The sequence below is a fragment of the Maricaulis sp. CAU 1757 genome (assembly GCF_054482675.1).
Map to the genome: position 1 here is coordinate 89,099 of NZ_JBTLRI010000002.1, position 25,691 is coordinate 114,789.

Below are 25,691 nucleotides of genomic sequence, written 5' to 3' on the forward strand. Positions count from 1 at the left end.
AGGATGCCCGGTGGTCCGGGGGTAAGGCAAGGCTGTGCGAGCCGGGGCATGCGAATTCGGGAGGAAACGGGATGTCACTCAAACGGATCAATCCGCCGGCCTTGCTGCCGGTCACGCTGGATGAGGCGAGGCAGCGATTGCGCATCGCCGATGCCAGCCAGGATGCGGCGGTCAGTCACTGGATCGCGGCGGCGACGGCGCGGGTCGAGGCGTGGACCGGGCGGGCGCTGCTGGCGCAGACCTGGCGGGCGCGGCTGGACGGCTGGCCGTGCACGGATTTCATCGAGCTGGCGCATCCGCCGCTGATCGCCGTCGACAGCGTGGCGCTTTACGACGCGGACGGGGGTGCGACGGCGCAGGACCTGACGACGTTTCGGGTCGACACGGATGCGGTGCCGGGGCGGCTGGTGCTGAATGAAGGCGAGGCCTGGCCGCGGCCGGGGCGGGCGCGGGGCGGTATCGAGATTGTCTGGCGCTGCGGTCATGGCGAGGCGGCGGCGGAGGTGCCGGAGATGCTGCGCGAGGCGGTGCTGCTGACGGTCCAGGAGATGGCGGAAGAGGGCGATGCGGCGCGTCTCCCAACGCGGGCCAAGCGGCTGATGGCGCCCTATCGGCGGTGGTCGCTGTGAGCGCGCTCAGTGATCTGCGTGGCGCTCTGGAAACGGCGCTGCGCGAGGATGCGGCGGTCAGGGCGGTGCTGGGTGATCCGGTGCGGTTGACGGCGCGGCGTTCGGCGCGGGCGGCCTATCCGAATGCCAGCTGGGGGCGGTCGGGCGCACGCACGCGCGGCGCGGCGGGTGTGGATCTGCTGGAAACCCGGCTGACGCTGAATCTGTGGGTGCGCGACGGGCCGGCCGAGCCGGTGCTGGGCGCGGTGCGCACGGCGATCGCCGACATGGATGTGGAATTGCCGCCGCCCTTCGTCCTGGTGGCCCTGATGCCAGCCTATTGCGACGTGTTCCACACCCGGGATTCGCGGGTCAGTCACGGCGTGATCCGGCTCAGGGCGCTGATGGGCCGCGACCAGGGACAATGACAAGCGAGCCGCCCCACCGGGCGGTTTTTTTCGGAACCGGATTCGGGAGGACGAGATGGCGATACAGGCAGGACGGGACATGCTGGTGCGGCTCGGTGACGGGCTAGAGCCGCAAGGTTTCGTGGCGGCGGCCGGGCTGCGCATGAAGACAATTTCGCTGAATGCGCGGAGCATCGACGTGACGCATGCGGACAGCCCGGAGGGCTGGCGCGAGCTGCTGGCGGGGGCGGGCGTGAAGACGTGCACAGTGAGCGGGGCCGGGGTGTTTGTCGACGCCGAGGCTGACGCGCGGCTGCGCCAGTCCTTCTTCGACCAGGCGACACCGGATTGCCAGCTGGTGATCCCGGACTTCGGCACGCTGGAAGGGCCGTTCCAGGTTGCGGCGCTGGATTATGCCGGGCGGCATGATGGCGAGGCCACCTGGTCGATGACGCTGGCCTCGGCCGGGGCACTGGGATTCCTGGCGCTATGAGCGGGGCGGGGATGGCCAATCCGGTGCGCGGCGAGATCGCGGTCGCAGCCGGCGGGCAGAGCGGTGTGCTGTGCCTGACGCTGGGGGCGCTGGCGCAAGTCGAGGCGCTGATGGCGGACGGGGCAAGGCTGGACGCCGGGCGGCTGGTCGCGGTGACGCGCATCCTGTTGCGCGCTGGCGGGACATCGGCCGAGGCCGCCGAGGTGCTGGCGGGCGCGTTGACACCGAGCGAGGCGGCGGAAGCGGTGGCGCGGTGCTTTGCGTCGGCGGGACCGTGACGGGCTGCGGGCCGGACTGGGGCGCGGCGCTCCTGGCGGCGGTCCGGATGGGGCTGGCGCCGGCGGATTTCTGGCGCTTGAGCGTGGCGGAATGGCGGCTGATGTGCGCGGTCGGCACGCACGCGGGTCGACCGCTGGGGCGGGCCGGGCTCGAGGCGTTGATGGAACGGTTTGGGGAGACAGGCGATGGCGGAGTTTGACGACGATATCGAGGCGGCCGGGGCGGCGCTGGAAGCGCTGGCGGACGGTCCGGCGCGGCGCGCGGCGGATGCCATGGAGGCGGCGTTTGCGCGCACGGGAGACAATATCGAGCAGGCCTTCGAGCGCGCGGCGCGATCCGGCGAGCTGTCCTTCAACCGGCTGACCGAGGCGGTGCTGCGCGACCTGGCGCGGCTGGCCGGCGAGCAGGTGCTGGTGCGGCCGCTGCAGGGACTGATGGAGCGCGCCCTGGGCGGGCTGGATTTCGCCGGTGCGAAGGCCGAGGGCGGACCGGTGACGGCCGGTGGCGCGTATCTGGTCGGCGAGCGCGGCCCGGAACTTTTCGTGCCGGCCCAGGCGGGCGCGCTGCAGGCGCCGCCGGGCGGTGTGAATGTGCATGTGCATCTGGGTGAGGCCGGAACGGCGGAGCCGGAGCTGTCCCGGGCGCGGCTGGGGCGTGCGCTGGTCAAGGCGATAGACAAGGCGAGGCGCTGGTCATGACCCCGTTTCACGAGGTTGATTTCCCCTTCGCCGTGGCGCTGGGGGCGAGCGGCGGGCCGGAGCGGCGCACCGAAGTGGTGACGCTGGTATCCGGACGCGAGGAACGCAATACCCCCTGGGCCGACAGCCGGCGTCGCTACGAGGCGGGCCCTGGCGTGCGCCGGGCCGCGGACCTGGCGACGCTGATTGCCTTCTTCGAGGCGCGGCGCGGGCGCTTGTGCGGGTTTCGTTTCCGCGATCCGCTGGACCATGCCTCGTGCGGGCCGGGCGAGGTCGTGACCGCGTCCGACCAGGTGCTGGGGACGGGTGACGGGGCCGAGACGGTGTTCCAGCTGGTCAAGCGGTACGAGAGCGGACCCGAGAGCTGGACGCGGGATATTGCCAAGCCGGTGCCGGGAAGCGTGGTCGTGGCGGTCGACGGTGCGGTCGTGGCGGCCGATGCGGATGCCACGACGGGGCAGGTGACGCTGGCGGCGCCGCCGCCGACGGGGGCGGTGGTCAGCGCCGGCTTCCAGTTCGACGTGCCGGTGCGTTTCGACACCGACCGGCTGGCGATCTCGCTGGAAGCGGTCGGAGCCGGCGAGGCGGTCAGCGTGCCGCTGGTCGAGATCCGGCCTTAGGAGGGTATCATGCTGGAATTGAGCGAAGGCCTGCGCGCCGCCCTGGCGCGCGGGGTGACGACGCTGTGCGCGTGCTGGCGGGTGACGCGGCGCGATGGCGCGGTTTACGGCTTCACCGAACACGATCGCGAGCTGGTCATTGACGGCCTGGCCTACCGGCCCGGTAGCGGCTTTGGCGGGGCGGAGATGTCACTGGCCGAGGGCATGGCACCGGGACAGGGCGAGGTCGCCGGGGCGCTCGATGCCGACGTGTTGACGGTGGAGGACCTGGAAGCCGGGCTGTGGTCGGGCGCGGCGGTCGAGGTGTGGCGGGTGGATTGGCAGGATGTGGCGGCGCGGGTGCGCACCGGTCGCTTCGTGCTCGGCGAGGTGCGGCGCGTCGACGGTCGCTTTGAAGCCGACCTGTTGGGCCCGGCGCATCGGCTCGACGCGATGACAGGGCGGGTCTATGGCCGGCGCTGTGATGCCAAGCTGGGCGAGGCGCGTTGCGGCGTGGCACAGAGCCACCCGGCGTTCGGGCTGGGCTGTGACCAGGCCTTTGCCACTTGCCGCGACCGTTTTGCCAACACGCTCAATTTTCGTGGCTTTCCCTATTTGCCCGGCAATGACGCGCTGATGGCCTCGCCGCAGGCCGACCAGGTCAAAGACGGCGGATCACGGGGGCTGGCGTGAACACGCGGACGGCGGCGCTGCGCGAGGCGCGACGCTGGATCGGCACACCCTATCGCTGGCAGGCCTCGTGCCGCGGCGCTGGCACGGATTGCCTGGGCCTGGTGCGCGGCGTGTGGCGGTCGCTGCACGGCGCGGAACCGCCGGAGCTGGCGGACTGGCAGCGGGACTGGGAGACCGGGCAGCGCCGCGAAGCGCTGCTGGACGGCTGCCAGCGCTGGCTGGAGGAAATCGACAAGGACGGCGCGCGGCCCGGTGATGTGATGCTGTTCCGGCCCGACCGCAAAGGCCCGGCCAAGCATTGCGGCATTGTCGCACCGCACGACCACATCGTGCACGCCTACTGGGGCCGGGCGGTGGCGGAAACGGCGCTGCATGCGTGGTGGCAACGGCGCCGAGTGGCCGCATTCCGGTTTCCGCGGGCTGCAATCGAGAGCGTGGGAGGGAAAGCATGGCCGAACTGGTGATGACGGCCGGGAAAGTGGCGGTGCAGGGCGCGCAGCAGGTGCTGCCGGGACTGGTCCGCGCGGCGGCGGGCGCGGCGGTGGCCAACTGGCTGGCGCCCCGCCATGACGGCCCGCGGATCGACGCGCTTGCGCTGCAGACGGCGACCGACGGAGCGCCGATGGCGCGTCTGTGGGGCCGGGCGCGGCTGACCGGCGAGGTGATCTGGGCCTCGCGGTTGGCCGAGCATGCGAGCGATACGGGCGGCGGCAAGGGCTGGCCGAAGCGGCGCGAGTACAGTTATACGGTGAGTTTCGCCGTCGGCCTGTGCGAAGGCGAGATTGCCGGCATCGGACGGATCTGGTCGACCGGGGAGCCGGTCGATCTGGCGGGGCTCAACTGGCGGGTGCACGAGGGCAGCGAGACGCAGATGCCGGATGCGCTGATCGCGGCCATAGAGGGGCCGGACGCGCCGGCCTTCCGCGGCACGGCCTATCTTGTGATCGAGGACTGGCCGGTTGAGCGCTCCGGCCAGCGCCTGCCCCATCTGAGCGTGGAAGTGTTTCGCAAGGGCCGGGTGGACGGGCTGGAAAGCCAGGTCCGGGGCATCAATCTGATCCCGGCCTCCGGCGAATTTGCCTACGCGACGGACACGGTGATGCGTCGGCTGGGGCCGGGCACCGAACAGGCGGAGAACCAGAATAACGGGCGCGGCCTGCCTGACCTGGTGGCGGCGCTGGATGATCTCGAGCGGGATCTGCCGAACTGCCGTTCGGTCCAGCTGGTCGTGGCCTGGTTCGGAAACGATCTGCGCTGCGGCGCGTGCGAGATCCGGCCCGGAGTTGAAAGCCGGGACAAGCAGACGCGCCCGGTCAGCTGGCGCGTGGCGGGACAGGACCGTGAAACAGCCTGGCTGGTCAGTTGGGACGAGGAACGGCCGGTGTATGGCGGCACGCCGGACGATGCCAGCATCGTGGCGGCCATCGCCGAGCTCAGGGCACGGGGCTTCCGGGTCTCGCTCTACCCCTTCATCCTGATGGACATCGCGGCGGGCAATGGTTTGCCGGATCCCTATGCGGGCAGCGAGCAGGCGGCCTTTCCGTGGCGCGGACGGATCACCTGTCATCCGGCCCCGGGCGTTGCGGGCAGCGTCGACCGGAGTGCCGCTGCCGATGACCAGGTGGCCGCATTTTTCGGGACCGCGACGGCGAGCGATTACGCGGTGGCGGACGGGGCGGTGACCTATGCGGGGCCGGACGAGTGGGGATTGCGGCGCTTCATCCTGCATTGCGCGTCGCTGACGGTGGCGGCCGGCGGCGTGGACGGTTTCCTGATCGGCTCCGAACTGGCGGCGCTGACGCGGGTGCGCGGAGCGGGCGATGGCTATCCGGCAGTGGCCCACTTGCAGGCCCTGGCCGGCGAGGCGCGCAGCCTGCTGGGGCCGGGCGTGCGCCTGTCCTATGCGGCGGACTGGAGCGAGTATTCGGGACATCAGCCGGGGGGAGGGGCGCACATCTTCCATCTCGACCCCTTGTGGGCGGATGCGCACATCGATGCCGTGGCGATCGACTGGTACGGACCGCTGGCCGACTGGCGCGACGGCGCCGAACATGTCGATGCAGTGCTGGCGCGCAGGCCGCATGATGCAGCCTATCTGGCCGGGCAGATCGCCGGCGGGGAAGGGTATGACTGGTATTATGCTTCGCCGGTTGACCGCGACGTGCAGGCGCGCACGCCGATCACCGATGCGGCGCACGGCGAGCCCTGGGTATGGCGTTACAAGGACCTGGTGAACTGGTGGAGCCAGCCGCATCATGACCGGCCCGGAGGTGTGCGCAATCTGTCGGCGACGGCCTGGCAGCCGCAATCCAAGCCGATATGGCTGACCGAGCTGGGGTCTCCGGCGGTCGACAAGGGCGCCAACCAGCCCAATGTGTTCGTCGATCCCAAGAGCGCGGAAAGCCGTTTGCCGTACTATTCCGACGGCCGGCGCGACGACCTGATCCAGCGTCGCTATCTCGAAGCGCATCTGAGCCATTGGGACGACGCGGCGGGCAATCCGCTGTCGAGTGTCTATGGCGGGCCGATGATCGAGCCGGACTGGATTCATGTGTGGACCTGGGACGCGCGGCCGTGGCCCGACTTTCCGGCCCGCACCGAGATCTGGTCCGATGGCGGTAACTGGCGGCTGGGGCACTGGCTGAACGGGCGGGTCGGGCAGGTTCCGGTGCGCGATATCGTCGGGGAGTTGTGCGCGGCGACCGGGATCGAGCGGGTGGATGTGACTAGGCTCGACGATATCGTTGCAGGCTATGTGGTGGACCGGCCGATGAGCGTGCGGGCGGCGCTCGCGCCGCTGGCCGGGCTGCTCGGCTGGCGTGTCGACGCGCAGGCCGAGGCACTGGTCTTCCGCTCGGCCGGACAGGGGCCGGTGAGTGGCTGGACAGGGGAGTGGGCCGCGGCGGTCGCGGGAGGCGACCGGGGCTGGAGCTTTGCCGCGCCGAGCGATGTACCGCGCGATGTGGGCCTGACGTTTCTCGATGACCGCAGTGATTATCAGCCGGGCCAGGCGAGGGCGCTGGACGGGCCCGGGACGCTGCGTGTCGTGGACATGCATGTGCCGGTGGTGGCCGACGGCGATCTGGCGCGGCGCTGGTGTGCGGCCCGGCTCGAGGAAATGGTGTGCCGGGCCGATGTGGTGAGCGGGGCGCTGCCGCCTTCGGCGCTGGCGGTGGAGACCGGGGACGGGGTGATGGTCGACGGTGAGGTGCGGGTCGTGTCCGAGCTGGATGGCGGCGCACCGCGCACTGTCGTGGTGCAGCGCGACTCCGGAGGTGCAGCGAGTCTCGATGGCCCGGACAGCCGCGTCGGAGACCCCATCCGGCCGCCGTCGCAGCCCTGGCTGGAAGTCGTCGATTGCGGTCTGACCGGCGAGGCCGGGCGGGCCGGGCCGTGGCTGGCCGGACTGGCGCGGCCGTGGCCGGGTGGACTGGACGTGTATGTCGGCGAGCAGCGCGTGGCACAGCTGGAGCGGGCCGCCGCGATCGGGTCGCTGGCTGGCGACCTGGCGGACGGACCGGTGGGATATTGGCAGGCTGGAGCCCGTGCAGAGCTCGACATGGATCCGGCGGTGGCGCTGGTCAGTCGGCCGAAGGCCGAGGTGCTGGGCGGGGCCAACCGGCTGGCGGTCCAGCGGGCAGACGGGCGCTGGGAGATCCTTGGCTACTGCGAGGCGGAGCTGATCGGGCAAGGGCGCTGGCGTATCGGCGATTTGCTGCGCGGCGTGCATGGCAGTGCGTGCGGTCCGGTGGCGGCCGGCGCGAGCGTGGTGCGGCTTGACGAGGCACTGGTCGCCTGGCCCGTGGCGACAGCGCAGATCGGCGAGAATATCAGGCTGAGCGTGGTGGCGCGCGGCTGGCCGGCCGATCACGCCCAAGCCGGCGTGGTCGAGACGGTGCCGCTGATGCGGCATCTGGAATGCCTGCCGCCGGTGCATCTGCGCGGGCAGCAGACCGGGGCGGGCTGGGCATTCAGCTGGATCCGGCAATCGCGCATTGAAGCGGACAGCTGGGCGGCGGCGGAGATCCCGCTGGGCGAGGCAGAGGAGCGCTACCGGGTGGAGATCCTGGATGGCGGCAATGTGCTGGTATCGGCCGAGACAGGAGTGGCGTTCCATGCCCATAGCGGGACGCTGCCGACACCCTTCACCCTGCAGGTGGCGCAGTTTTCCGCCGCCACCGGCTGGGGCCGGGCGGCGCGGCGTGTGTTCGCCGTGTGAGGCAGGCTTTGCGAAGTGGGCCAAAGCCACTTACATGAAAGCCGAACAGTGACCCCGACAGGTGCCACGCGCATGGATGATCCGTACAAGACGCTCGGCGTCTCCAAGACCGCGACCGCGGACGAGATACGCAAGGCCTATCGCAAGCTTGCGAAAGAGCTGCATCCGGATGCCAATCCGGGCAACAAGGCGGCCGAGGAGCGCTTCAAGCGGGTCTCGCAGGCGTTCAAGCTGTTGTCCGATCCGGAAAAGCGGGCCGAGTACGATACCGCGGCGCGGGCCGGGTTCGGAGCCGGCATGGGCGGCGGGCGCGGCGGTTTCCGCCAGTCACGGCATGGCGGCCGGGCCGGTGGTGCGGCGGACTTTTCCGACATTTTCTCCGACCTGTTTACCGATTTCGGCGGGGCCCAGCAGCAGCGTCCGCAACCGCGCAAGGGACCCGATGCGCGCTACAAGCTGACCCTGGATTTCATGCAGGCGGCCAAGGGCGGCAAGCATCGCGTGACCCTGCCCGGCGGGCGCACGCTCGACGTGGCGGTGCCGTCCGGGGCGTCGGAAGGCCAGGTGCTGCGCCTGCGCGGCCAGGGCGAACCATCGCCGACCGGCGGGCCGAGCGGCGATGCGCTGATCGAGCTCGCCGTGTCGGAACACAAGCATTTTTCTCGTGACGGCGACGATGTGCGGCTGGAATTGCCGATCTCGATCAAGGAAGCCGCGCTGGGGGCCAAGGTGCGCGCGCCGACGATTGACGGGCCGGTCGATGTGCGCGTGCCGGCCGGGGCCAGTTCGGGCACCCAGCTGCGCCTGCGCGGCAAGGGGTTTGCCAACGCCAAGGGCAAACGCGGCGACCAGATCATCCGGCTCATCGTGTCCTTGCCGTCGAGCGATGACGCGCTGAAGGATTTCCTGGCGACGTGGCAGCCGCCGGAGGGCTATGATCCGCGCAAGGGCATGACGTCCTGACGGTCATGCATTTGCAGGAATTTGTTCAGCGCCGGTTCAGGGGCTGGGGGCGAAAGTGCCAGTCATGTTGAAGAAACTCGTCATCGCTGCGTGTGCCCTGAGTGTCCTGGGCGTCCCCGCCCACGCCCAGTGGTCGGACGGCAAGGCCGTTGCGGCCCAGGGGCAGGACCCGCGCGACCGCTACACGGCCGGTGAAGCCCGTGACCTGCGCCGCCAGGGCGATGTCGTGCCGGCGCTGCGCGTGATCTCCGCCGTGCGCCAGCGCTATCCCGGCGCCGACGTGCTCGACGCCGAACTCGAAGGTGGCGCGAATCCGCGGTATGTCATCAAGATCCTGACCGCTGACGGTCGCCGCATCGACGTGATTGCCGACGCCCGTACCGGGCAGATCCTGTACGAACGCTAGACCGGATACGAGGAAAGTTTGATGCGCGCCCTTGTTGTCGAAGACGATCCTGATCTCAACCGCCAGCTCAGCCGGGCCCTCGAGGATTCCGGTTATGCCGTGGACTCCGCCACGGATGGCGAGGACGGCCATTTCCTGGGCGATACCGAGCCCTATGACGTCGTGGTGCTCGACCTCGGCCTGCCCAAGCTGGACGGCGTTTCGGTGCTGGAACGCTGGCGCACTGACGGGCGTGACATGCCGGTGCTGATCCTGACCGCGCGCGACCGCTGGTCGGAAAAGGTGGCGGGTTTCGATGCCGGCGCCGATGATTATCTCACCAAGCCCTTCCACACCGAGGAATTGCTGGCCCGCCTGCGCGCGCTGACGCGCCGCGCGGCCGGACATTCCACCTCGACCATCGAGTGCGGCGATTTGTCGATCGACACGCGCGGGGCGCGGGTCTTCATCGACGGCGCACCGGTCAAGGTAACATCACACGAGTTTCGCATGCTCAGCTACATGGCGCACCACCAGGACCGGGTGATCTCGCGCACCGAGCTGGTCGAGCATATCTACGACCAGGACTTCGACCGCGACAGCAACACCATCGAGGTGTTTGTCGGACGGCTGCGCAAGAAGATTGGCCAGGACCGCATCGAGACCGTGCGCGGGCTCGGTTACCGCCTGGTCGCTCCGGAACCGCGTCCGGTTTCGTGAAACGCCGGCCCTCCCTGGCCTTCCGGCTGTTTGCCGGAGCGGCGGTCTGGGCCTTTGTCCTGTTGCTGGTCGGCGCGGTGGCGCTGACCACGCTCTACCAGCGCTCGGTCATGCGCACGCTCGATGATCGCGTCTCCGGGGTCACTGAAGCCCTGGTGGCAGCGGTCGAGCGTGATGGCGAGGGCGGCGTGTCGCTGGCCCGCCGGCCCGCCAATCCGGCCTATGGCCGGGTGTTCTCCGGGCGCTATTGGCAGATCGTCGCGCAAGGTCACGCGCTCGGCGAGGAGCCGCTCGCCGTGTCCCGCTCGATGTGGGACGAGGTGCTGGTCCTGGCGCCGCGCTTTGTCCAGCAATTGCAGGCGTCTCCCGGTACGCTGGTCGCCGCCAATGCCAAGGGGCCGAGCGGTGAACCGCTGCGCCTGGTCGGCCAGGCCGTGAGCCTGTCGGACCGGCCGGGCCTGATCTATGTCGTCGCCGCCGAGGATCGCACGCCCGCGGATCGCGACGTGCGCAATTTCGCCCTGACCTCGGCCCTGATGTTTCTCGGCTTCGCCGCGGCCATCGCCGCCGGCGTGTTCTTCCAGGTGCGTATCGCCCTGGCCCCGGTCCTGCGCATGCGCGACAGCGTCGCCGATGTGCGCGAGGGCCAGAGGGAACGCCTGGAGGGGCGCTATCCGACCGAGTTGCAGCCGCTGGCCGACGAGCTCAACGCCATGCTCGACCATTCGCGTGAACTGGTCGAGCGCTCGCGCACCCATGTCGGCAATCTGGCGCACGCGCTGAAGACGCCCATCGCCGTGCTGACCAATGAGGCGCGTGCCGGCGACGGGCCGCTGGCCGAGCTGGTCGACCGCCAGGCCGGGCTGATGACCCAGCAGGTCGAGCACCATCTGCGCCGTGCCCGGGCGGCGGCGCATGCCCGAGCAGTCGGGGCGCGCACCGAGCTGACGCCCGTGGTCGCCGACCTGGCCCGCACGCTGGGCCGGATCAATGCCCGCCACGGCATCCATATCGAGACCGATATCCCCGAGGGGCTGAGTTTCAAGGGGGAACGCCAGGATCTCGAGGAAATGATCGGCAATCTGATGGACAATGCCTGCAAGTGGTCGGGCGGAGAGGTGCGTGTCACGGCGGTTCGCACGGACGAGCAGCGCCTGTTGATCTCAATCGAGGACGACGGGCCGGGCCTGTCGGAAGAGCAGGTGGCGTCGGCGCTCAAACGCGGCGTCCGACTCGATGAGCAGGCCCCGGGATCCGGGCTCGGCCTCGCCATCGTCGCCGACCTGGCCAAGGCGTATGGCGGACAACTCTCACTGAAGCGTTCCGGGATGGGTGGGCTTCTCGCCGAACTGGACGTCCCGGCAACGCGCCGCTAAAGCGTCGTTAACCTTAAGTATGACAGGGTGACTCGATTGAATCAGCAGTGTCTGTAGGGAATGTCAAAACTTACGCCCAATCAGCGAGCCAAGCTCGAAGCGCTCTGGCGCAGTCTGCCTGCGCACATGCGGGCGACGCTGATTGCGGCTGCCACGGCCGGGGATTCTGAGGATCCGGCAACGGCGCAATTATGCGGTATTCTTCAAGAGCTTGAAGAGAGTACCCAAGAGCCGGCCGGCGATCTGGCCAAGCCCTATATCCTCGGACCGCTGCGCCCGCTCGTCGCCGATCCCAGCAAGACCCCGCCCTCGAGGTTCCGGTTCAGCCCGGATGATGTGTCCAAGCTGTGGGGCTGGATGGTCCGCCACATTGCCAAGGACATCGTCGAAACCGCCAAGAAATGCCGCAAGCCCGAGCACGATCCGGTCTGGTATGAATTCCGGCGCTCGATCGCCGAACGGCTGGACGAGGCCGTGACCAAGGCCGACCGCGTCCCCAAGGACATGACGGCGTTGCTCAAGCGCTTTGGCGGTGAGGGCCGGGCCATGCTGTCCGACGTCATCACGCTGCTGCGCTGTTCGGAGAACATCGACTGGGCGATGAACCAGCTGCCCAAGGAGATCAATGATCTCGATGAGGACATGAAATACCTCATCAAGAACATGCACGAGGAAATGATCGAGCGGCAGCCGGAGGCCTCGGTGTGGATCCTGCTGCTGACCATGGGGCGCCTGGAAAACCCGTGGGAGATTTTCCGCGCCGTCGAGCTGATCGGCGAGCGCAGCGATGACCTGGTGGTGCAGAAGACCGAGCTGGCGGCCATCGGCGATGCCGTGCTGGCCGATACGGGCTATTTCGCCGCCAAGCTCAAGCAGCCGCCGCAAACCCTGGAAGAGGCCCGCATTGCGGCCGACCTGTTTGATCGCTTCGTGGCCTATTCGGTTGGCATGACCCAGGAGTTCGGCATCCGCAAGGACGGCCGGTGGGGCCGGGCCCTGTACGGTTTGCGGGCCGAGGCCTCGACCAATGTCGAAAAAGTCCTGGCCAAGGTGCCGCTGGCGCTGGACGCCGGCCTGCCAGAACCGCGCCGCGGCCGCAGCGGCCGGATCATTCCGGCCCAGCTGCCCAATGATGCAGCGATCGACAAGGCGGAAGGCCTGCTGCTCTTCCTCAACCGGGCCCGCCGGCATGCCACGGCGGCGGCCATTGCCTCGACCCAGAAGCGGATCGCGGAGCAGGCCGAGAAACGCCTGGAGACGGCCGGCGAGATGCTGGTCGACCTGGTGGCCAACAGCGAAGGCCAGAACCGCACCGCCGCCAAGGACGGTCTGGAAATCACCGCCCGCCTGCTGGAAGCGGCCGGTCGCGACGATGTCGCCGGCCTGCTGCGGCGGCGCGGCAATGCGGCAGCCGCGGCATAGCGTCCCGCCTCGCGCCTGAGACTTGCCAGCTGCGGCGTGCCGGACTAACCCGGCCTCATGACCACTTCTCCGCAAGACCCGATCGCCCTGGAAGACCGTCAGTCAACCGGTGACCGCCTGTACTCGCCGAGCGCGGCCCGCAACCGGGAGGCCATTGCCGGGATCCTGGCGGCGCGCCTGCCGGAAAACGCGCGCGTGCTGGAAATCGGGTCTGGCACTGGCGAGCACGCGGTTCAGGTCTGCCGGGCGCGCAGCGATATCCGCTGGCAGCCGAGCGATCCGGACGCGACATCGCGGGCCAGTCAGGCGGCCTGGGCGAGCGAGGCCGGCGGGCGCATGACGCCGCCGCTGGATATCGACCTGACACGCGCGGATGCCTGCGCGGACCTCGGCCGCATCGACGCCCTCGTGTGCATCAATGTCATTCACATCTCGCCATGGACGGTGGCCAAGGCCCTGGCCGGGCTGGCGCGCAGCCATCTGGAACCGGGCGGGCTGGTCTATCTCTACGGCCCCTACAAGGAAGGCACGGCGACGGCGGCGTCGAATCTCGACTTCGATCGCTCGCTCAGATCGCGCAATCCGGACTGGGGTGTGCGCAACCGCAGCGATGTCGAGGCGCTGTTTAGGGCGGCCGGGCTGGACGGCCCGGAGCGCATCGAGATGCCGGCCAACAATCTGTCGCTGATTTTCACCAAGCCGGAGGCGCGCTGATGCGACATCGCAACCGACGCCTGCTCACGATCGCGGCCGCGGGGCTCGTCCTCGTGGCGGCGGTGGCGCTTGCCCTGACGGCGTTGCGCAGTGCCGTCGTGTTTTTCTACTCGCCCAGCGAGATCGTCGCCGAGGCGCCCGAGACCGGCGAGCGCATCCGCATTGGCGGGCTGGTGCTGGAAGGCTCGGTCGAGGACACGCCGGCCGGGGTGCGCTTTGCCATCACCGACCGGGCCGAGACGGTGGCGGTGGATTATGCCGGCCTGCTGCCGGACCTGTTCCGCGAAGGCCAGGGCGTGGTCGTTCAGGGCCGCTTCACCGATGCCGGAACGCTCGATGCGGAAACCGTGCTGGCCAAGCATGACGAGACCTACATGCCGCCGGAAGTCGCCGAAGCGCTGCGCGAGGCCGGCGTGTGGCAGGGCGATGCGGCCGGGACCGATGGCGAGGCACCGGGCACGCAGCGCTGACGCCCGCCTGGCAAGGGTCACGCCGCTGTGACTGGTGCAACTCCTGCGCTGCTCTAACGTTGTTATTGCAGGAAGCAGCGCGAGGCGGAGCGGGACATGGGGAAATCCCAGAAAGTGGAGTTCGACGGTGCACTGGGCGACCGTCTGGCGGCACGGCTCGATCTGCCGCACGGGCGGCCGCTGGGCTATGCCATATTTGCCCATTGCTTCTCCTGTTCCAAGGACGTGTTCGCCGCGGCGCGGATTTCCAGGGGGCTGGCCGAGCGCGGCTTTGCCGTGCTGCGCTTTGACTTCACTGGGCTGGGCCAGTCCGACGGCGAGTTTGCCAACACCAATTTCTCGTCCAATGTGGATGACCTGAAGGCGGCTGCGGCCTTCCTGGCCGAACATTACGAGCCGGTCTCCCTGCTGGTCGGGCATTCACTGGGCGGGGCGGCGGTGCTGGTCGCCGCCAGGCAGCTGGCGTCGGTCAAGGCGGTGGTCACCCTGGCGGCCCCGGCTGATGCAGCGCATGTCACCGAGCATTTCGGAGCCCAACTCGACACCATCGAGAGCGAGGGCGTGGCCCGTGTCGGACTGGGCGGCCGTCCGTTTCGCATCAAGAAGCAATTCCTTGATGACATCGAGGGGCAGAATGTCGAGGCGGCGGTACGCGAGCTGCGTCGACCGCTCCTGGTCATGCACTCGCCGATCGATGAGAGCGTGGCCATCGACAATGCCTCGCGTCTGTTCAAGGCGGCCAAGCATCCCAAGAGCTATGTCAGCCTCGACCGGGCCGACCACCTGCTGACCGATCGCGAGGATGCGACCTATGCAGCCGACCTGATCGCGGCCTGGGCCGAGCGCTATGCGGCGCAGCATGGGCGGCGCACACCGCCACCGCCCGAGCACGGACGGGTCGTCGTGCAGGAAACCGGGCATGGCAATTTCGAGAACTACGTCGTTGTGGGCGATCACGTAATGCTGGCGGACGAACCGGAATCCGTGGGCGGGGGCGATGCCGGCCCGACGCCGTACGACCTGCTGGGTGCCGCTCTAGGCACCTGCACGGCGATGACGCTGCGCATGTATGCGGCGCGCAAGGGCATGGAGCTGGGCCGCGTAACCATCACGCTGGCTCACAGGAAGGAGCACGCGGTGGATTGCGAGGGCTGTGTAGAGGGCAAGCCGCAACGCGTGGACGTGATCGAGCGGACAATACGGGTCGAGGGCGAGCTGGACGACGCGGCGCGCGCCAAATTGCTGGAAATCGCAGACAAATGTCCGGTTCACCGGACGCTGCACGGCGCGGTCGTGGTGCGCACGACCCTGGACCCGTGATGCTAGCCGTCACCGCCGACTGAAATGTGTCCGGCAGGTTACGTGCTGTAATGTTATTGTAATGTTGAAGTCACGTGACGGATACCCATGTCGCGAGACAGTGCCACCCAACACGAAGCCAAGAAGGTCGATCCGACAGATGATTTCAGTACAACGCATGTCCCGCCTCGGCGGTGTCTCCCTTCTCGCCCTGTCCGCCCTGATGGCGAGCCCGGCACTGGCCCAGCAGGAGCCGGCGCCGCTGTCGGCTGCCGTGCCGCGCGGCGCGCCGATGTCGTTCGCCGATCTGATCGAGAGCGTCAGCCCGTCCGTGGTCACCATCCAGGCCAGCGGCACTCCGGACCCGCTCGGTGCCGACATGCAGGACATCCCGCCGCAATTCCGCGAATGGCTGGAGCGCCAGTTCGGCGAGCAGGGCATTCCGCGCCAGCAGCAACGACCGCGCCAGGCCCTCGGCTCGGGCTTCTTCATTTCCGCCGACGGCCTGATCGTGACCAATAACCACGTGGTCGCGGGCGCCGACGAGATCACCGTCGGCACGTCGGACGGCGAGACCTATCCGGCCACCATCATCGGCCTCGATCCGCAGACCGACCTGGCCCTGATCAAGGTCGACGGCGATGACGACTTCCCCTTCGTGACGCTGGACGAGACGCCGGAATACCGGGTCGGTGACTGGGTCGTGGCGGTGGGCAACCCGTTCGGCCTGGGTGGTACGGCGACGGCCGGCATCATCTCGGCCACCGGGCGCGAGATCGGCAATTCGACCTATAACGACTTCATCCAGATCGACGCCCCGATCAATCGCGGCAATTCCGGCGGTCCGACCTTCGACCTCGACGGCAATGTGGTCGGCGTCAACTCGCAGATCTTCTCGCCGACCGGCGGCAATGTCGGCATCGGCTTCGCCATTCCCTCCGACGTGGCGGCAGCGATCGTGTCCGACCTGCGCGAGAACGGTGAAGTGTCGCGCGGCTGGCTTGGCGTGTCGATCCAGAACGTGACCGACGACATCGCGGAGGCCATGGGCCTGGAGGAAGTCGAGGGCGCCATCGTGTCTTCCATCGTCTCCGGCGGCCCGGCCGACCGGGCCGGCTTCGAGCGCGAGGACGTGGTCCTGGAAGTCAATGGCGAGGCGGTCGAGGGGTCGCGTGACCTGACCCGCCGCATCGGCAACATCTCGGCCGGCGAGGAAGTCCGCTTCACCATCCTGCGCGATGGCCGCGAGCGCACCCTGCGCGCCGAGCTGGGCAACCGGCCGAGCGACGAGGAACTCGACAGCATGACCAATGCGGAAGCGGCCGAAGCCGAAGTCTTCCTGTTCGGCATGAATCTGGTGCCGCTGGGCGAGGAAGACCGCGAAGTGCGCAACTTGCCGGCCGGGACCCAAGGCCTGGTGGTTGACGCCATCCAGCCGGGCAGCGAGGCCCAGCGCAAGGGCCTGACCAGCGGGGATATCATCCTCGAGGCCGGTGGCGAGACCGTGGCCAGCCTGGATGCCTTCCGCAGCGTCGTGAACGAGGCCCGCGAGGACGACCGCACGGCCATCCTTCTGCTTGTCGAGGGACGCGGCGGCCAACGCTATATCGCGCTCCAGCTCGCCGAAGCCGAAAACTAGGCCCAAGTGCGAAAGGGAACCGGATCATGCGTATCCTGATTGTCGAAGACGACCGCGAAGCGGCCAGCTATATCCGCAAGGGCCTGCGCGAGAGCGGCCATGTGGCCGATCATGCCAGCGATGGCGAGGAAGGCCTGGAGATGGCCCGGGCGGCCGAGTACGACGTGCTGGTCGTCGACCGCATGATGCCGCGCATGGACGGTCTCTCCATGGTCGAGGCGCTGCGCAAGGACGAGGACCGTACTCCGGTCCTCATCCTGTCGGCGCTGGGCGAGGTCGATGACCGCGTCGAGGGGCTCAAGGCGGGCGGGGACGACTACCTGGTCAAGCCGTATGCCTTCGCCGAACTGCTCGCCCGGGTCGAGGCCCTGGCCCGGCGGCGCGATCCCGATGCCGTGCGCACCAAGCTGGTGGTCGGGGACCTGGAAATGGACCTGCTGGCGCGCACCGTGGTGCGCAATGGCGAGGACATCCTGCTGCAGCCGCGCGAGTTTCGCCTGCTGGAGTTCCTGATGAAGCATTCCGGCCAGGTGGTCACCCGCACCATGCTGCTGGAGAAGGTCTGGGACTATCATTTCGACCCCCAGACCAATGTCATCGACGTGCACATCTCGCGGCTCAGGGCCAAGATCGACAAGCCCTTCCCGCGGGCGCTGCTGCACACCGTGCGCGGGGCCGGCTACCGCCTGCAGGCGTAAGTTCCCGTGCAGTACAACCGGCGCACCGCCTTCCTGCGGACCACGGCGTTCCGCCAGACGCTGCTGTCCGCGGCGCTGTTCGCCCTGTCCAGCTTTGTCATCCTCGGCTTCGTCTACGCGGCGTCGGCGGGGATGACGCTGCGCCGGGCAGATGCGGCGATCAATGAGGAAGTGGAGGCCCTGGAGGCCCGCTTCGAGGCCGGTGGTATCGCCACCGTCAACCGCTACATCCTGCAGCGCACGGTCGGCGGCGGGGCCGATTATCTCTATCTGCTGGTGCACCCCAACGGGCGGTCCCTGTCAGGCAATCTGTCCGGTTTGCCGGAGGTGCAGCCTGACGCGGAAGGGCGCGTCCAGTTCACCTATCAGCGCCCGCCGGCGAGTGGCGAGGAAGACAGCGAGAAGGACGAGCGCACGGCGCGCGGCCAGATCGTCGACCTGTCCTCCGGCTACCAGCTCTTTGTCGGACTCGATGTCGATGAGGAAAACCGCCTCGTCGCGCGCATGCTCAATTCCATCCTGGCGGCGTCGGCGCTGGCGCTGGCGCTGGGCGTTGCCGCGGGCATATTCGTCAGCCGGCGTTTCGTGCGCCGCCTCGACCACATCAATTCGGTGGCCCGGCGGGTCAAGGCCGGCGATCTGAGACCGCGGGCGCCACGCAATTACACCGGCGACGAGCTCGACGAGTTGTCGGAAAACTTCAACAACATGCTCGACCGGGTCGAGGCGCTGATGCTGCGCATGCGCAATACCGGCGACTCGATCGCCCACGATCTGCGCACCCCGCTGACGCGCATGCGCAACCGGCTCGACGAGGCGCTGCGCGACGAGGGCGACCTGGAGGCGCGGGAACAGGCGCTGGAGCGCGCCGTCGCCGATACCGATGAGCTGCTGGGCATCTTCAACGCCATCCTGTCGCTGTCGCGGCTGGAAGCGGGCGAGAATCGCGGGGCCATCGTGCGGCTCGACCCGGCGGTGATCGCGGAGGACCTGGCCGAGCTGTACGAGCCGGTGTGCGAGGATGAGGGGCTGGCCTTCGACAGCGAGATCGAGCCCGGACTGGCGATCATGGGCGATCGCGGCCTGATCTCGCAGGGGCTCGCCAACCTGCTCGACAATGCGGTGAAATACACCCGACCGGGCGGCGCGGTGACCCTGAGACTGCGCGAGACGGCGGGCGGGCTGGTCGAGTTCTCCGTTACCGATACCGGGCCGGGTATCCCGGCCGAGGACCGCGAGCGGGTGACCCAGCGTTTCGTGCGCCTGGACAATTCGCGCAGCCAGCCGGGCTCCGGGCTTGGCCTGTCGCTGGTGCAGGCCATTGCCGACATCCATAACGGCCATTTCGAGCTTGGCGAGGGGCCTGGCGTGATCGCCGACGGGCAGGGCCCCGGCCTGCGCGCCTCGATGTGTTTTCCCCGGGCGCCGGCGGGGACTGGCAAAGGATGACCGCAGGCCGGGCTTTCCTCCCGGCGGGGCACACGGCAGGCTGCGGCCATGACTGAGGTGCTGTTGCATTCCGACCTGGCCCCGCTGGCCGGCATTGCCCCGGACGATACCCAGGCCGTGTTCGCGCGCTTTGACGCGGCGGCGCAGCCGGCACTGGACGCGGCCGGGCCTTTCCTGGCCAGCGTGTTCGCCGCAGCACCCTATCTGCGTCGGCTCGCGCGACGGCGGCCTCACACGCTGACGGCATGTGTGGTGGAGAGCCCGGAATCGCTCATCAAGGGCATCCTGAGACGCCTTGAGACCGACGGGCGGGCGGCGCCGGATGTGGCCGGGCTGGACCGGGTCCTGCGGCGGGCCAAGGCGGATGCGCACCTGGTGACGGCACTGGCCGATCTGAGCGGGGCCTGGTCACTGGCGGCGGTGACCGGCGCCATGACCCGACTGGCCGATGCCTGTGTCCGGGCGGCGCTCGAGGCCCATGTGCGCCTGCTTGCGGAACGGGGCAAGCTGTTGCCGGTCGCAGACCCGGACAATCCGCTGCCCGGCCTGTTCGTCATGGCGCTCGGCAAGATGGGCACGGGTGACCTCAATTACTCGTCGGATATTGACCTGGTGGTGTTCTATGACGGCGAGCGCCTGGCGCTGCCGGACTCGGAGGGGCCGCGCCAGCGCCTGCCACGCCTGGTCCAGGCCGTGTCCCGCTCGCTGCAGACCATGACCGAGGACGGCTATGTGTTCCGCGTCGATCTCAGGCTGCGACCGGACCCGGGTGCCACGCCCGTGGTTATCTCAACGGATTCAGCGCTCAATTATTACGAGAGCATGGGGCAGACCTGGGAGCGCGCGGCATGGATCAAGGCGCGCGCCTGCGCCGGCGATGTGGCGGCGGCGCAGGACTTCCTGCGCCAGCTCCAGCCCTTCATCTGGCGGCGCTCGCTGGATTATGCGGCGATTGATGATATCCGCGGCCTGGCCCGGCAGATCCAGACCGTCGGGCGACGCGCTGAAATCCATCCGCCGGGCCATGACCTCAAGCTGGGCCGGGGCGGCATCCGCGAAATCGAGTTCTTCGCCCAGATCCCGCAGCTCGTGTTCGGTGGGCGCGACGAGCGCCAGCGCCTGCCGTCGACCCTGGAGGCGCTGGGCTCGCTCGCCGAGGCCGGTATCATCGACGCCCGTGTGGCGAGCGAGCTGAGCGAGGATTATTGCCGCCTGCGCAACTGGGAACACCGCATCCAGATGCGCGAGGACGAGCCGAGCCAGACCCTGCCCGAGGACGCGGCGGATCGCCGTGACGTGGCGCGGCTGGCGGGTTTCGCGGACCTCGGGGCCTTCGAGGCCGAGGTGGAAGCCTGCCTGCAGCGCGTGCACGGGCATTTCTCCGACCAGTTCGAGGATGACGAGCCGCTGGCCTCGCGTGCCGGCTCGCTCATCCTGACCGGGGTCGAGCCGACACCGGATACATTGAAGACCCTGGAGGTCCTGGGCTTTTCCGAGCCCGAACAGGCCTGGAAACGTCTCAATTCCTGGGCCGCCGGTCGGGTCCGGGCGGTTCGCAGTCCGCGCGCCCGGACGCTGTTCTCCCGCATCGCGCCGGGTCTGGTCGACCAGATGGCGGAGACCGGCGAGCCGGATGCGGCGCTGGTCCGCTTCGCCGCCTTCTTCGAGAACCTGCCGATGGGGGTTCAGCCCCTGTCCCTGCTATCGAACGAGCCGGGCCTGGCGGCTGATCTGGTCGCGGTGCTGACGCTGGCCCCGCGTCTGGCCAGCGACCTGGCGCGGCGGCCCAATCTCATCGACGCCATGATGGACGAAAATTTCGCGGTGCCGATCTGGAGCGATGCGCCGGACCGCATGCAGGTCCGCATGCGTGCGTCGCAGGCCCGTCATGCCGGGCACGAGGACAAGCTCAACGCGGCGCGGCGCATCGTGCGCGAGGAAAAGTTCCGGGTCGGCGCCCAGATCCTGCGCGGCACCGCCAACGCCGAGACCGCCGGACGCGCCTTTACCGACATTGCCGACGCGTCAATCGAGGCGATGGCGCTGGCGGCCGAGCAGGACACCGCGCGCAAGCACGGCCCGGCACCGGGGGCCTGGGCGATCGTCGGGCTGGGCAAGCTGGGCGGGCGCGAACTGGCCGCGGACAGCGATCTGGACGTGATGATCGTGCATGACGGCGAGGGCGCTGCGCAGGCCTGGTTCGGCCGGTTCGCCCAGCGCTTGATCCGGGCGCTGTCGGCGCCGACCGAGGAAGGCAGCCTGTACGAGATCGACATGCAGCTGCGGCCCTCGGGCAAGGCGGGACCGGTAGCGGTGATGCTGAGCCGGCTGGAGCCCTATTATCGCAGCGAGGCGTGGACCTGGGAACTGATGGCTCTGACCCGGGCGCGCCTGGTGGCCGGTGATCCGGCGCTGTGCCGGCGGATCGAGGCCCTGGTCGATGGCGTCCTGGCCGAACCGCGCGACCCGGCGCAAGTGCGCGCCGACGCCCTGGCCATGCGCAGGAAGCTGGAGGAGGCCAAGCCGGCGCGTTCGCCCTGGGACCTCAAGGCGCGGGCAGGCGGATTGCAGGATATCGAGTTCATCGTCCAGACCCTGCAATTGACAACCCGGATCGACGGCGAACCGGTGCAGGCCTCGACCCGGGCCGGGCTCGAGGCGCTGGCAGCGGCGGGCACGCTCTCGGCACGCGAAACCGAAATTCTGGTCGACAGCCTGTCGCTCTATCTCGGTGTGATGCAGTTGATCCGGGTGGCCCACGGATCGGGATTCGATCCGGCCGGAGCCAGCGCAGGCTTCGCGGCGCGGCTGGCCGACCTCGCCGGAAAACCCGACCTGCAGGCCGTGGCGACGGACCTGGACGCTCGCGCTACCCAGGTGCGGGCCCTGTTCGAGCGTCATGTCGGACGGATGTGAAGTCGAAACGACGGAATGGCGGGCGTCGGCCGTTGAACCGACATAGACAGTTTCAAACGAGGAATTGAACCATGACGCCACGCTTTGTCACGACCGCTCTCCTGGCCACGTCGATGCTGGCCCTTGCCACAACCGCCCACGCCCAGCCCGGCGGGCAGCATCGCGGCGGTGCAGATCGCGGCCAGCAGGCCCTGATGCTGCTGCGCGCCGCCGACAGCAATGCCGACAATTCCGTCACCCGGGAGGAGCTGGACGCGCTCCAGACCGAGATGTTCGCCTGGATGGACCGCAATGGTGACGGCTTTCTGGATGAAGCCGACCAGTCGCCGGTCAGACGCCGCCTGGCCGAGCTGCGCGAAGACGACGGTGAGGAGGGGCGGCGGCATCGCCGTGGCCGCGGCGAGCGACCGTCCCATCTTCGCGCCGACAGCAATGAGGACAACCGGATCTCCCGGGCCGAGTTCATGGCCTCGCAAACCACGATGTTCGAGCGCCTCGACGCCGACGGGAACGGGGTGATCTCGCCCGACGAGCTCGATGCGGCGGTCGAGGACCGTCGAGATCGCGGCTTCTGGTGGCGCGACTAGGCGCCCCGGACGTGAGGCCGGCCCGCGATTCTGCCCTCCCGTTACCCCCCGGTTCACGGCGGGTCGGTCAGAGGCGCGGGCCGCCCGCAGCGCCCGTCGCCGGTGAAGCCGATCCGGACCAGGCGCTCATGCAGCGCATCGGGGCCGGTGATGCCGAGGCGGCGCGCCAGCTCATGCAGTCGCACCTGCCGCGCCTGCTCGGTCTCGGGCGGCGCATGCTGGGCGATGCCGATGCGGCCGAGGATATGGCGCAGGACACTTTCCTCAGGGTATGGAAAGCCGCTGGGCGCTGGCGGGCCGGTGAGGCCAGGGTGTCGACCTGGATGACCCGGATCGCGATGAATATCTGCATCGACCGGCTGCGCCGGCGACGCGAGCTGACCGGGGTCGAAATGGCGGAACCGGCCGACCGTTCGGCCGGCCCGGAATTGCATCTGGTGCGGTCGCAAGGTGAGGCGCGTCTGCTCGCGGCCCTGGCCGAACTGCCCGAGCGCCAGCGCCAGGCGATCGAGCTGGTGCATTACCAGGAGACCGGGAATATTGCCGCTGCCGAGGTCATGCAGGTGTCGGTCGAAGCCCTGGAATCGCTGTTGTCGCGGGGGCGCAGGCGCTTGCGCGAGCGGCTCGTGACCGACAAGGCGGACCTGCTGGACACCTATGCCGACCCGACCGGACTGGACGAGGAGCCGAGCCGATGAATGAGATCCGTTTCCACCAGATCGTCGAGGCTTACGGCGCCGATCCGGCTCGCTGGCCGGAGGCCGAGCGCGACGCGGCGCAAGACTTCGTGCGCGATCATGGTGAGACCGCGCGACCGGTCCTGGCCGAGGCCGGCAGCCTGGATGCGCTGCTTGGTCGCGCCGAGCGGACGGCATCGCCGGCTCTGGAGGCGGCCTTGCTGGACCAGCTGCCGGGCGCCCAGCGCAGGTTTGCGGCGCGCGGGGCGCGAGGGCGTGCCTGGGTCGCCCCCATGGCCATGGCAGCCGGCCTGGTGCTGGCGGTGATGCTGGCCTGGGTCGTGGCGGACCCGAACTCGCGGTCGAACGGCCCCGTCTACACCGAATACACTGAATACTATGAAGGTTTTGGCGAGGACTGGGTGGACTGGCTCGGCGGCGACGTCTGAGCCGGCTGGTGTCTAGAGCGGGCGGCTGCCGGCCACGTCAAGAAACTCGTCATCCGCCTCGAAGCCGTCCTCGCCCTCATCGTCGAGGATGATCAGCCCGTCTTCGTCGAGCTGGTCCGAGAGACGGCCTGTCGGGGTGTCGCTCACAGCCGCATCGACATCGAGTGGCTGGTCCTGGCTGATCGGGATGACGATCGACACTGTGGTGCCTTCGCCCAGGGTGGACTCGATGGTCAGCGTGCCGCCATGCAGTTCGACGAGGGATTTCGACAGGGCCAGGCCGAGGCCGGAACCCTGGAAGCTCTTGGAATGCTGGCTCTCGATCTGTTCGAAGGGCCGGCCGAGACGCGGCAGGTCTTCCGCCGCGATGCCGATGCCCGTATCGGCGACCTGGAAGGCAACGCCGGCGCCGGACAGGAAGCCGCGCAGGGTCACCTGGCCACCCTCGGGGGTGAATTTCACAGCATTGGAGACGAGGTTGATGAGCACCTGCTTGAAGGCGCGCGGATCGACCTCGATTTCCGGCAGGCCGGTGACGTCGACGCGCAGGCGCAGGCGCTTTTCCTCGGCCCGGCCGCGCACGATGCGCAGGCATTGCTCGACCAGTTCCTCGACATCGGTCGGCTCGGCCTGGAGTTGCATCTTGCCGGCCTCGATCTTCGACATATCCAAGATATCGTTGATCAATTCCAGGAGGTGCTGGCCTGAGGACAGGATGTCCTTCATGTAGCCGGTATAGCGCTCGTCGCCGATCGGGCCGAACATCTCGCGCAGCATGATCTCGGAGAAGCCGTTGATGGCGTTGAGCGGCGTGCGCAGTTCGTGCGACATGTTGGCGAGGAATTCGGACTTGGAGCGGTTGGCTTCCTCGGCCCGGATCTTCTCGGTCTCGTACTTCTTGGCCAGCTCGGCGATATGGCCCTGGGAGCGCTTGACGTCCTCGACGGTCTTGCGCAGCTGGGCCTGGTTCTCCGTCAGCGCCGCCTCGTGCTTTTTCAGATTGGTGATATCGGCGCCGACCGAGACCATGCCGCCATCGGCGGTGGCGCGGTCGGAATAGTGCAGCCAGCGGCCATCGGCCAGCTCGATCTCGTAGGCCTGCTTGTTGTCCTGGCCGCCATGCACCGACTTGATGGCGCGCGCCGCGGCCTTCTCGACACCCTCATAGCTCATGCCGGGTTTCAGGGCGCTGTCGGAGAAATCGAACAGGTCGCGGAACTTGCGGTTCCACAGCACGAGGCGGCGCCGGCTGTCCCACAGCACAAAGCTTTCCGACATTGATTCCAGAGCCGCGCGGAGGCGCGATTCGGCGGCCGCGACGCGCGCCTGGGCACCCTTGCGCTCGGTGACGTCGATGGCCACGCCGATGATGCGGTCCTCGCCGGTGTCGCCGACATTGGTCATGATGCGACCGCGCATCTGCAGCCAGACCGGAGAGCGGGCGGCCAGGACTTCGAGGTCAACCTCGCCGCCGGCGGGCGCACCGCGCATGGCCGCGCGCAGGCGGTCGCGGTCGGCCCGGCCGAACAGTTGCAGGAATTCCGCGCCGGTGCATTTCAGTTCTCCGTCGAGGCCGAGAATGCGGGCCAGGCTGTCGGTGACCACGACGGTGTCGGCTTCCGGGTTCCAGTCCCAGACGCCACAGCGCGCGCCTTCGATGGCGACGCGGAAGCGCTGCTCGTTGTCGGCCAGTTGCTGGCGCGTCGAGCGCAGCCGGCCCATCTGCATGAAGACCAGGGCGGACAGGCCCATGGCGACGAAGATCGGCGCGATGAACATCAGTCCGTAGAAAGAGATGGTCCGGTACCAGGCATTCTGGTTGATGCTCATTGCACCGAGCGCATAGACCCGCAAATCGGTGCCGGCGATCGGGGCCACGGCGAATGTCACGCGCTGCTCGCCGAACCGGGCGTGGGGGGGGGGGGTGACTT

26 protein-coding genes are annotated in these 25,691 nt (G+C 68.7%); 25 read left to right on the top strand and 1 reads right to left on the bottom strand.

The annotated features are described in order from the left end of the window. Positions 1-71 precede the first annotated feature (71 nt). The 25 genes from ACXYMR_RS06690 (at position 72) to ACXYMR_RS06810 (ending at position 23,760) form a co-directional block, all read left to right on the top strand. On the top strand, positions 72-629 hold the full coding sequence (locus ACXYMR_RS06690) for a head-tail connector protein (RefSeq protein WP_458942013.1): 558 nt from the start codon (positions 72-74) through the stop codon (positions 627-629). Then, positions 626-1,036, top strand: coding sequence for a DUF3168 domain-containing protein (locus ACXYMR_RS06695; RefSeq protein WP_458942014.1), 411 nt, complete (start codon positions 626-628; stop codon positions 1,034-1,036). Before ACXYMR_RS06690 ends, ACXYMR_RS06695 begins: the two co-directional genes overlap by 4 nt. A 55-nt stretch (positions 1,037-1,091) precedes the next feature. Beyond that, a complete protein-coding gene (locus tag ACXYMR_RS06700) occupies positions 1,092-1,508 on the top strand; it encodes a phage major tail protein, TP901-1 family (protein ID WP_458942015.1) in 417 nt (138 codons plus the stop codon). Further along, positions 1,505-1,786: a gene transfer agent family protein gene (locus ACXYMR_RS06705; RefSeq protein ID WP_458942016.1), complete on the top strand. Its 282-nt coding sequence runs from the start codon at positions 1,505-1,507 to the stop codon at positions 1,784-1,786. The genes ACXYMR_RS06700 and ACXYMR_RS06705 overlap by 4 nt, the downstream gene beginning before the upstream one ends. Then, positions 1,783-1,986 carry a phage tail assembly chaperone gene (locus ACXYMR_RS06710; RefSeq protein ID WP_458942017.1) on the top strand — a complete coding sequence of 68 codons (204 nt, stop codon included), beginning with the start codon at positions 1,783-1,785 and terminating at the stop codon, positions 1,984-1,986. Before ACXYMR_RS06705 ends, ACXYMR_RS06710 begins: the two co-directional genes overlap by 4 nt. Next, positions 1,973-2,485 carry a phage tail tape measure C-terminal domain-containing protein gene (locus ACXYMR_RS06715; RefSeq protein WP_458942018.1) on the top strand — a complete coding sequence of 171 codons (513 nt, stop codon included), beginning with the start codon at positions 1,973-1,975 and terminating at the stop codon, positions 2,483-2,485. Before ACXYMR_RS06710 ends, ACXYMR_RS06715 begins: the two co-directional genes overlap by 14 nt. Then, the gene (locus tag ACXYMR_RS06720; protein WP_458942019.1) at positions 2,482-3,105 is read left to right on the top strand and encodes a phage distal tail protein, Rcc01695 family; all 624 of its coding nucleotides are present in this window, start codon (positions 2,482-2,484) and stop codon (positions 3,103-3,105) included. The genes ACXYMR_RS06715 and ACXYMR_RS06720 overlap by 4 nt, the downstream gene beginning before the upstream one ends. Before the next feature lie 9 nt (positions 3,106-3,114). Then, positions 3,115-3,777 carry a DUF2163 domain-containing protein gene (locus ACXYMR_RS06725; RefSeq protein ID WP_458942020.1) on the top strand — a complete coding sequence of 221 codons (663 nt, stop codon included), beginning with the start codon at positions 3,115-3,117 and terminating at the stop codon, positions 3,775-3,777. Continuing rightward, entirely contained in the window at positions 3,774-4,241 is a 468-nt protein-coding gene (locus tag ACXYMR_RS06730; protein ID WP_458942021.1) for an NlpC/P60 family protein, read from the top strand. Before ACXYMR_RS06725 ends, ACXYMR_RS06730 begins: the two co-directional genes overlap by 4 nt. Beyond that, on the top strand, positions 4,226-7,996 hold the full coding sequence (locus ACXYMR_RS06735; protein WP_458942022.1) for a baseplate multidomain protein megatron: 3,771 nt from the start codon (positions 4,226-4,228) through the stop codon (positions 7,994-7,996). The genes ACXYMR_RS06730 and ACXYMR_RS06735 overlap by 16 nt, the downstream gene beginning before the upstream one ends. A gap of 48 nt (positions 7,997-8,044) precedes the next feature. Next, a complete protein-coding gene (locus tag ACXYMR_RS06740) occupies positions 8,045-8,959 on the top strand; it encodes a DnaJ C-terminal domain-containing protein (protein WP_458942023.1) in 915 nt (304 codons plus the stop codon). 64 nt (positions 8,960-9,023) lie between these two features. Next, positions 9,024-9,365, top strand: a complete 342-nt coding sequence (locus ACXYMR_RS06745) for a PepSY domain-containing protein (RefSeq protein ID WP_458942024.1) — start codon at positions 9,024-9,026, stop codon at positions 9,363-9,365. 21 nt (positions 9,366-9,386) lie between these two features. Then, a complete protein-coding gene (locus tag ACXYMR_RS06750; RefSeq protein ID WP_458942025.1) occupies positions 9,387-10,064 on the top strand; it encodes a response regulator transcription factor in 678 nt (225 codons plus the stop codon). Beyond that, a complete protein-coding gene (locus ACXYMR_RS06755) occupies positions 10,061-11,440 on the top strand; it encodes an ATP-binding protein (protein ID WP_458942026.1) in 1,380 nt (459 codons plus the stop codon). Before ACXYMR_RS06750 ends, ACXYMR_RS06755 begins: the two co-directional genes overlap by 4 nt. 60 nt (positions 11,441-11,500) lie before the next feature. Then, positions 11,501-12,862: a hypothetical protein gene (locus ACXYMR_RS06760; protein WP_458942027.1), complete on the top strand. Its 1,362-nt coding sequence runs from the start codon at positions 11,501-11,503 to the stop codon at positions 12,860-12,862. Between the two features lie 57 nt (positions 12,863-12,919). Then, entirely contained in the window at positions 12,920-13,576 is a 657-nt protein-coding gene (locus ACXYMR_RS06765; protein WP_458942028.1) for a DUF938 domain-containing protein, read from the top strand. Further along, complete coding sequence (ccmE, locus tag ACXYMR_RS06770; RefSeq protein ID WP_458942029.1) at positions 13,576-14,046, top strand: cytochrome c maturation protein CcmE; 471 nt, start codon at positions 13,576-13,578, stop codon at positions 14,044-14,046. Before ACXYMR_RS06765 ends, ccmE begins: the two co-directional genes overlap by 1 nt. Before the next feature lie 96 nt (positions 14,047-14,142). Next, on the top strand, positions 14,143-15,366 hold the full coding sequence (locus ACXYMR_RS06775) for a bifunctional alpha/beta hydrolase/OsmC family protein (protein WP_458942030.1): 1,224 nt from the start codon (positions 14,143-14,145) through the stop codon (positions 15,364-15,366). Positions 15,367-15,505: 139 nt separating this feature from the next. Continuing rightward, positions 15,506-16,984 carry a Do family serine endopeptidase gene (locus ACXYMR_RS06780; RefSeq protein WP_458942031.1) on the top strand — a complete coding sequence of 493 codons (1,479 nt, stop codon included), beginning with the start codon at positions 15,506-15,508 and terminating at the stop codon, positions 16,982-16,984. Between the two features lie 26 nt (positions 16,985-17,010). Beyond that, the gene (locus ACXYMR_RS06785; RefSeq protein ID WP_458942032.1) at positions 17,011-17,682 is read left to right on the top strand and encodes a response regulator transcription factor; all 672 of its coding nucleotides are present in this window, start codon (positions 17,011-17,013) and stop codon (positions 17,680-17,682) included. 6 nt (positions 17,683-17,688) lie between these two features. Next, positions 17,689-19,131 carry a sensor histidine kinase gene (locus ACXYMR_RS06790; RefSeq protein ID WP_458942033.1) on the top strand — a complete coding sequence of 481 codons (1,443 nt, stop codon included), beginning with the start codon at positions 17,689-17,691 and terminating at the stop codon, positions 19,129-19,131. 48 nt (positions 19,132-19,179) lie between these two features. Continuing rightward, entirely contained in the window at positions 19,180-22,047 is a 2,868-nt protein-coding gene (locus ACXYMR_RS06795) for a bifunctional [glutamine synthetase] adenylyltransferase/[glutamine synthetase]-adenylyl-L-tyrosine phosphorylase (RefSeq protein WP_458942034.1), read from the top strand. 71 nt (positions 22,048-22,118) lie between these two features. Then, on the top strand, positions 22,119-22,634 hold the full coding sequence (locus ACXYMR_RS06800) for an EF-hand domain-containing protein (protein ID WP_458942035.1): 516 nt from the start codon (positions 22,119-22,121) through the stop codon (positions 22,632-22,634). Positions 22,635-22,645: 11 nt separating this feature from the next. Further along, the gene (locus ACXYMR_RS06805) at positions 22,646-23,332 is read left to right on the top strand and encodes an RNA polymerase sigma factor (RefSeq protein WP_458942036.1); all 687 of its coding nucleotides are present in this window, start codon (positions 22,646-22,648) and stop codon (positions 23,330-23,332) included. Then, a complete protein-coding gene (locus tag ACXYMR_RS06810) occupies positions 23,329-23,760 on the top strand; it encodes a hypothetical protein (protein ID WP_458942037.1) in 432 nt (143 codons plus the stop codon). The genes ACXYMR_RS06805 and ACXYMR_RS06810 overlap by 4 nt, the downstream gene beginning before the upstream one ends. 12 nt (positions 23,761-23,772) lie before the next feature. Here ACXYMR_RS06810 and ACXYMR_RS06815 read toward each other — a convergent pair. Beyond that, positions 23,773-25,691 (bottom strand): PAS domain-containing sensor histidine kinase (locus tag ACXYMR_RS06815; protein ID WP_458942038.1); only part of this gene is annotated, 1,919 nt, incomplete at its 5' end.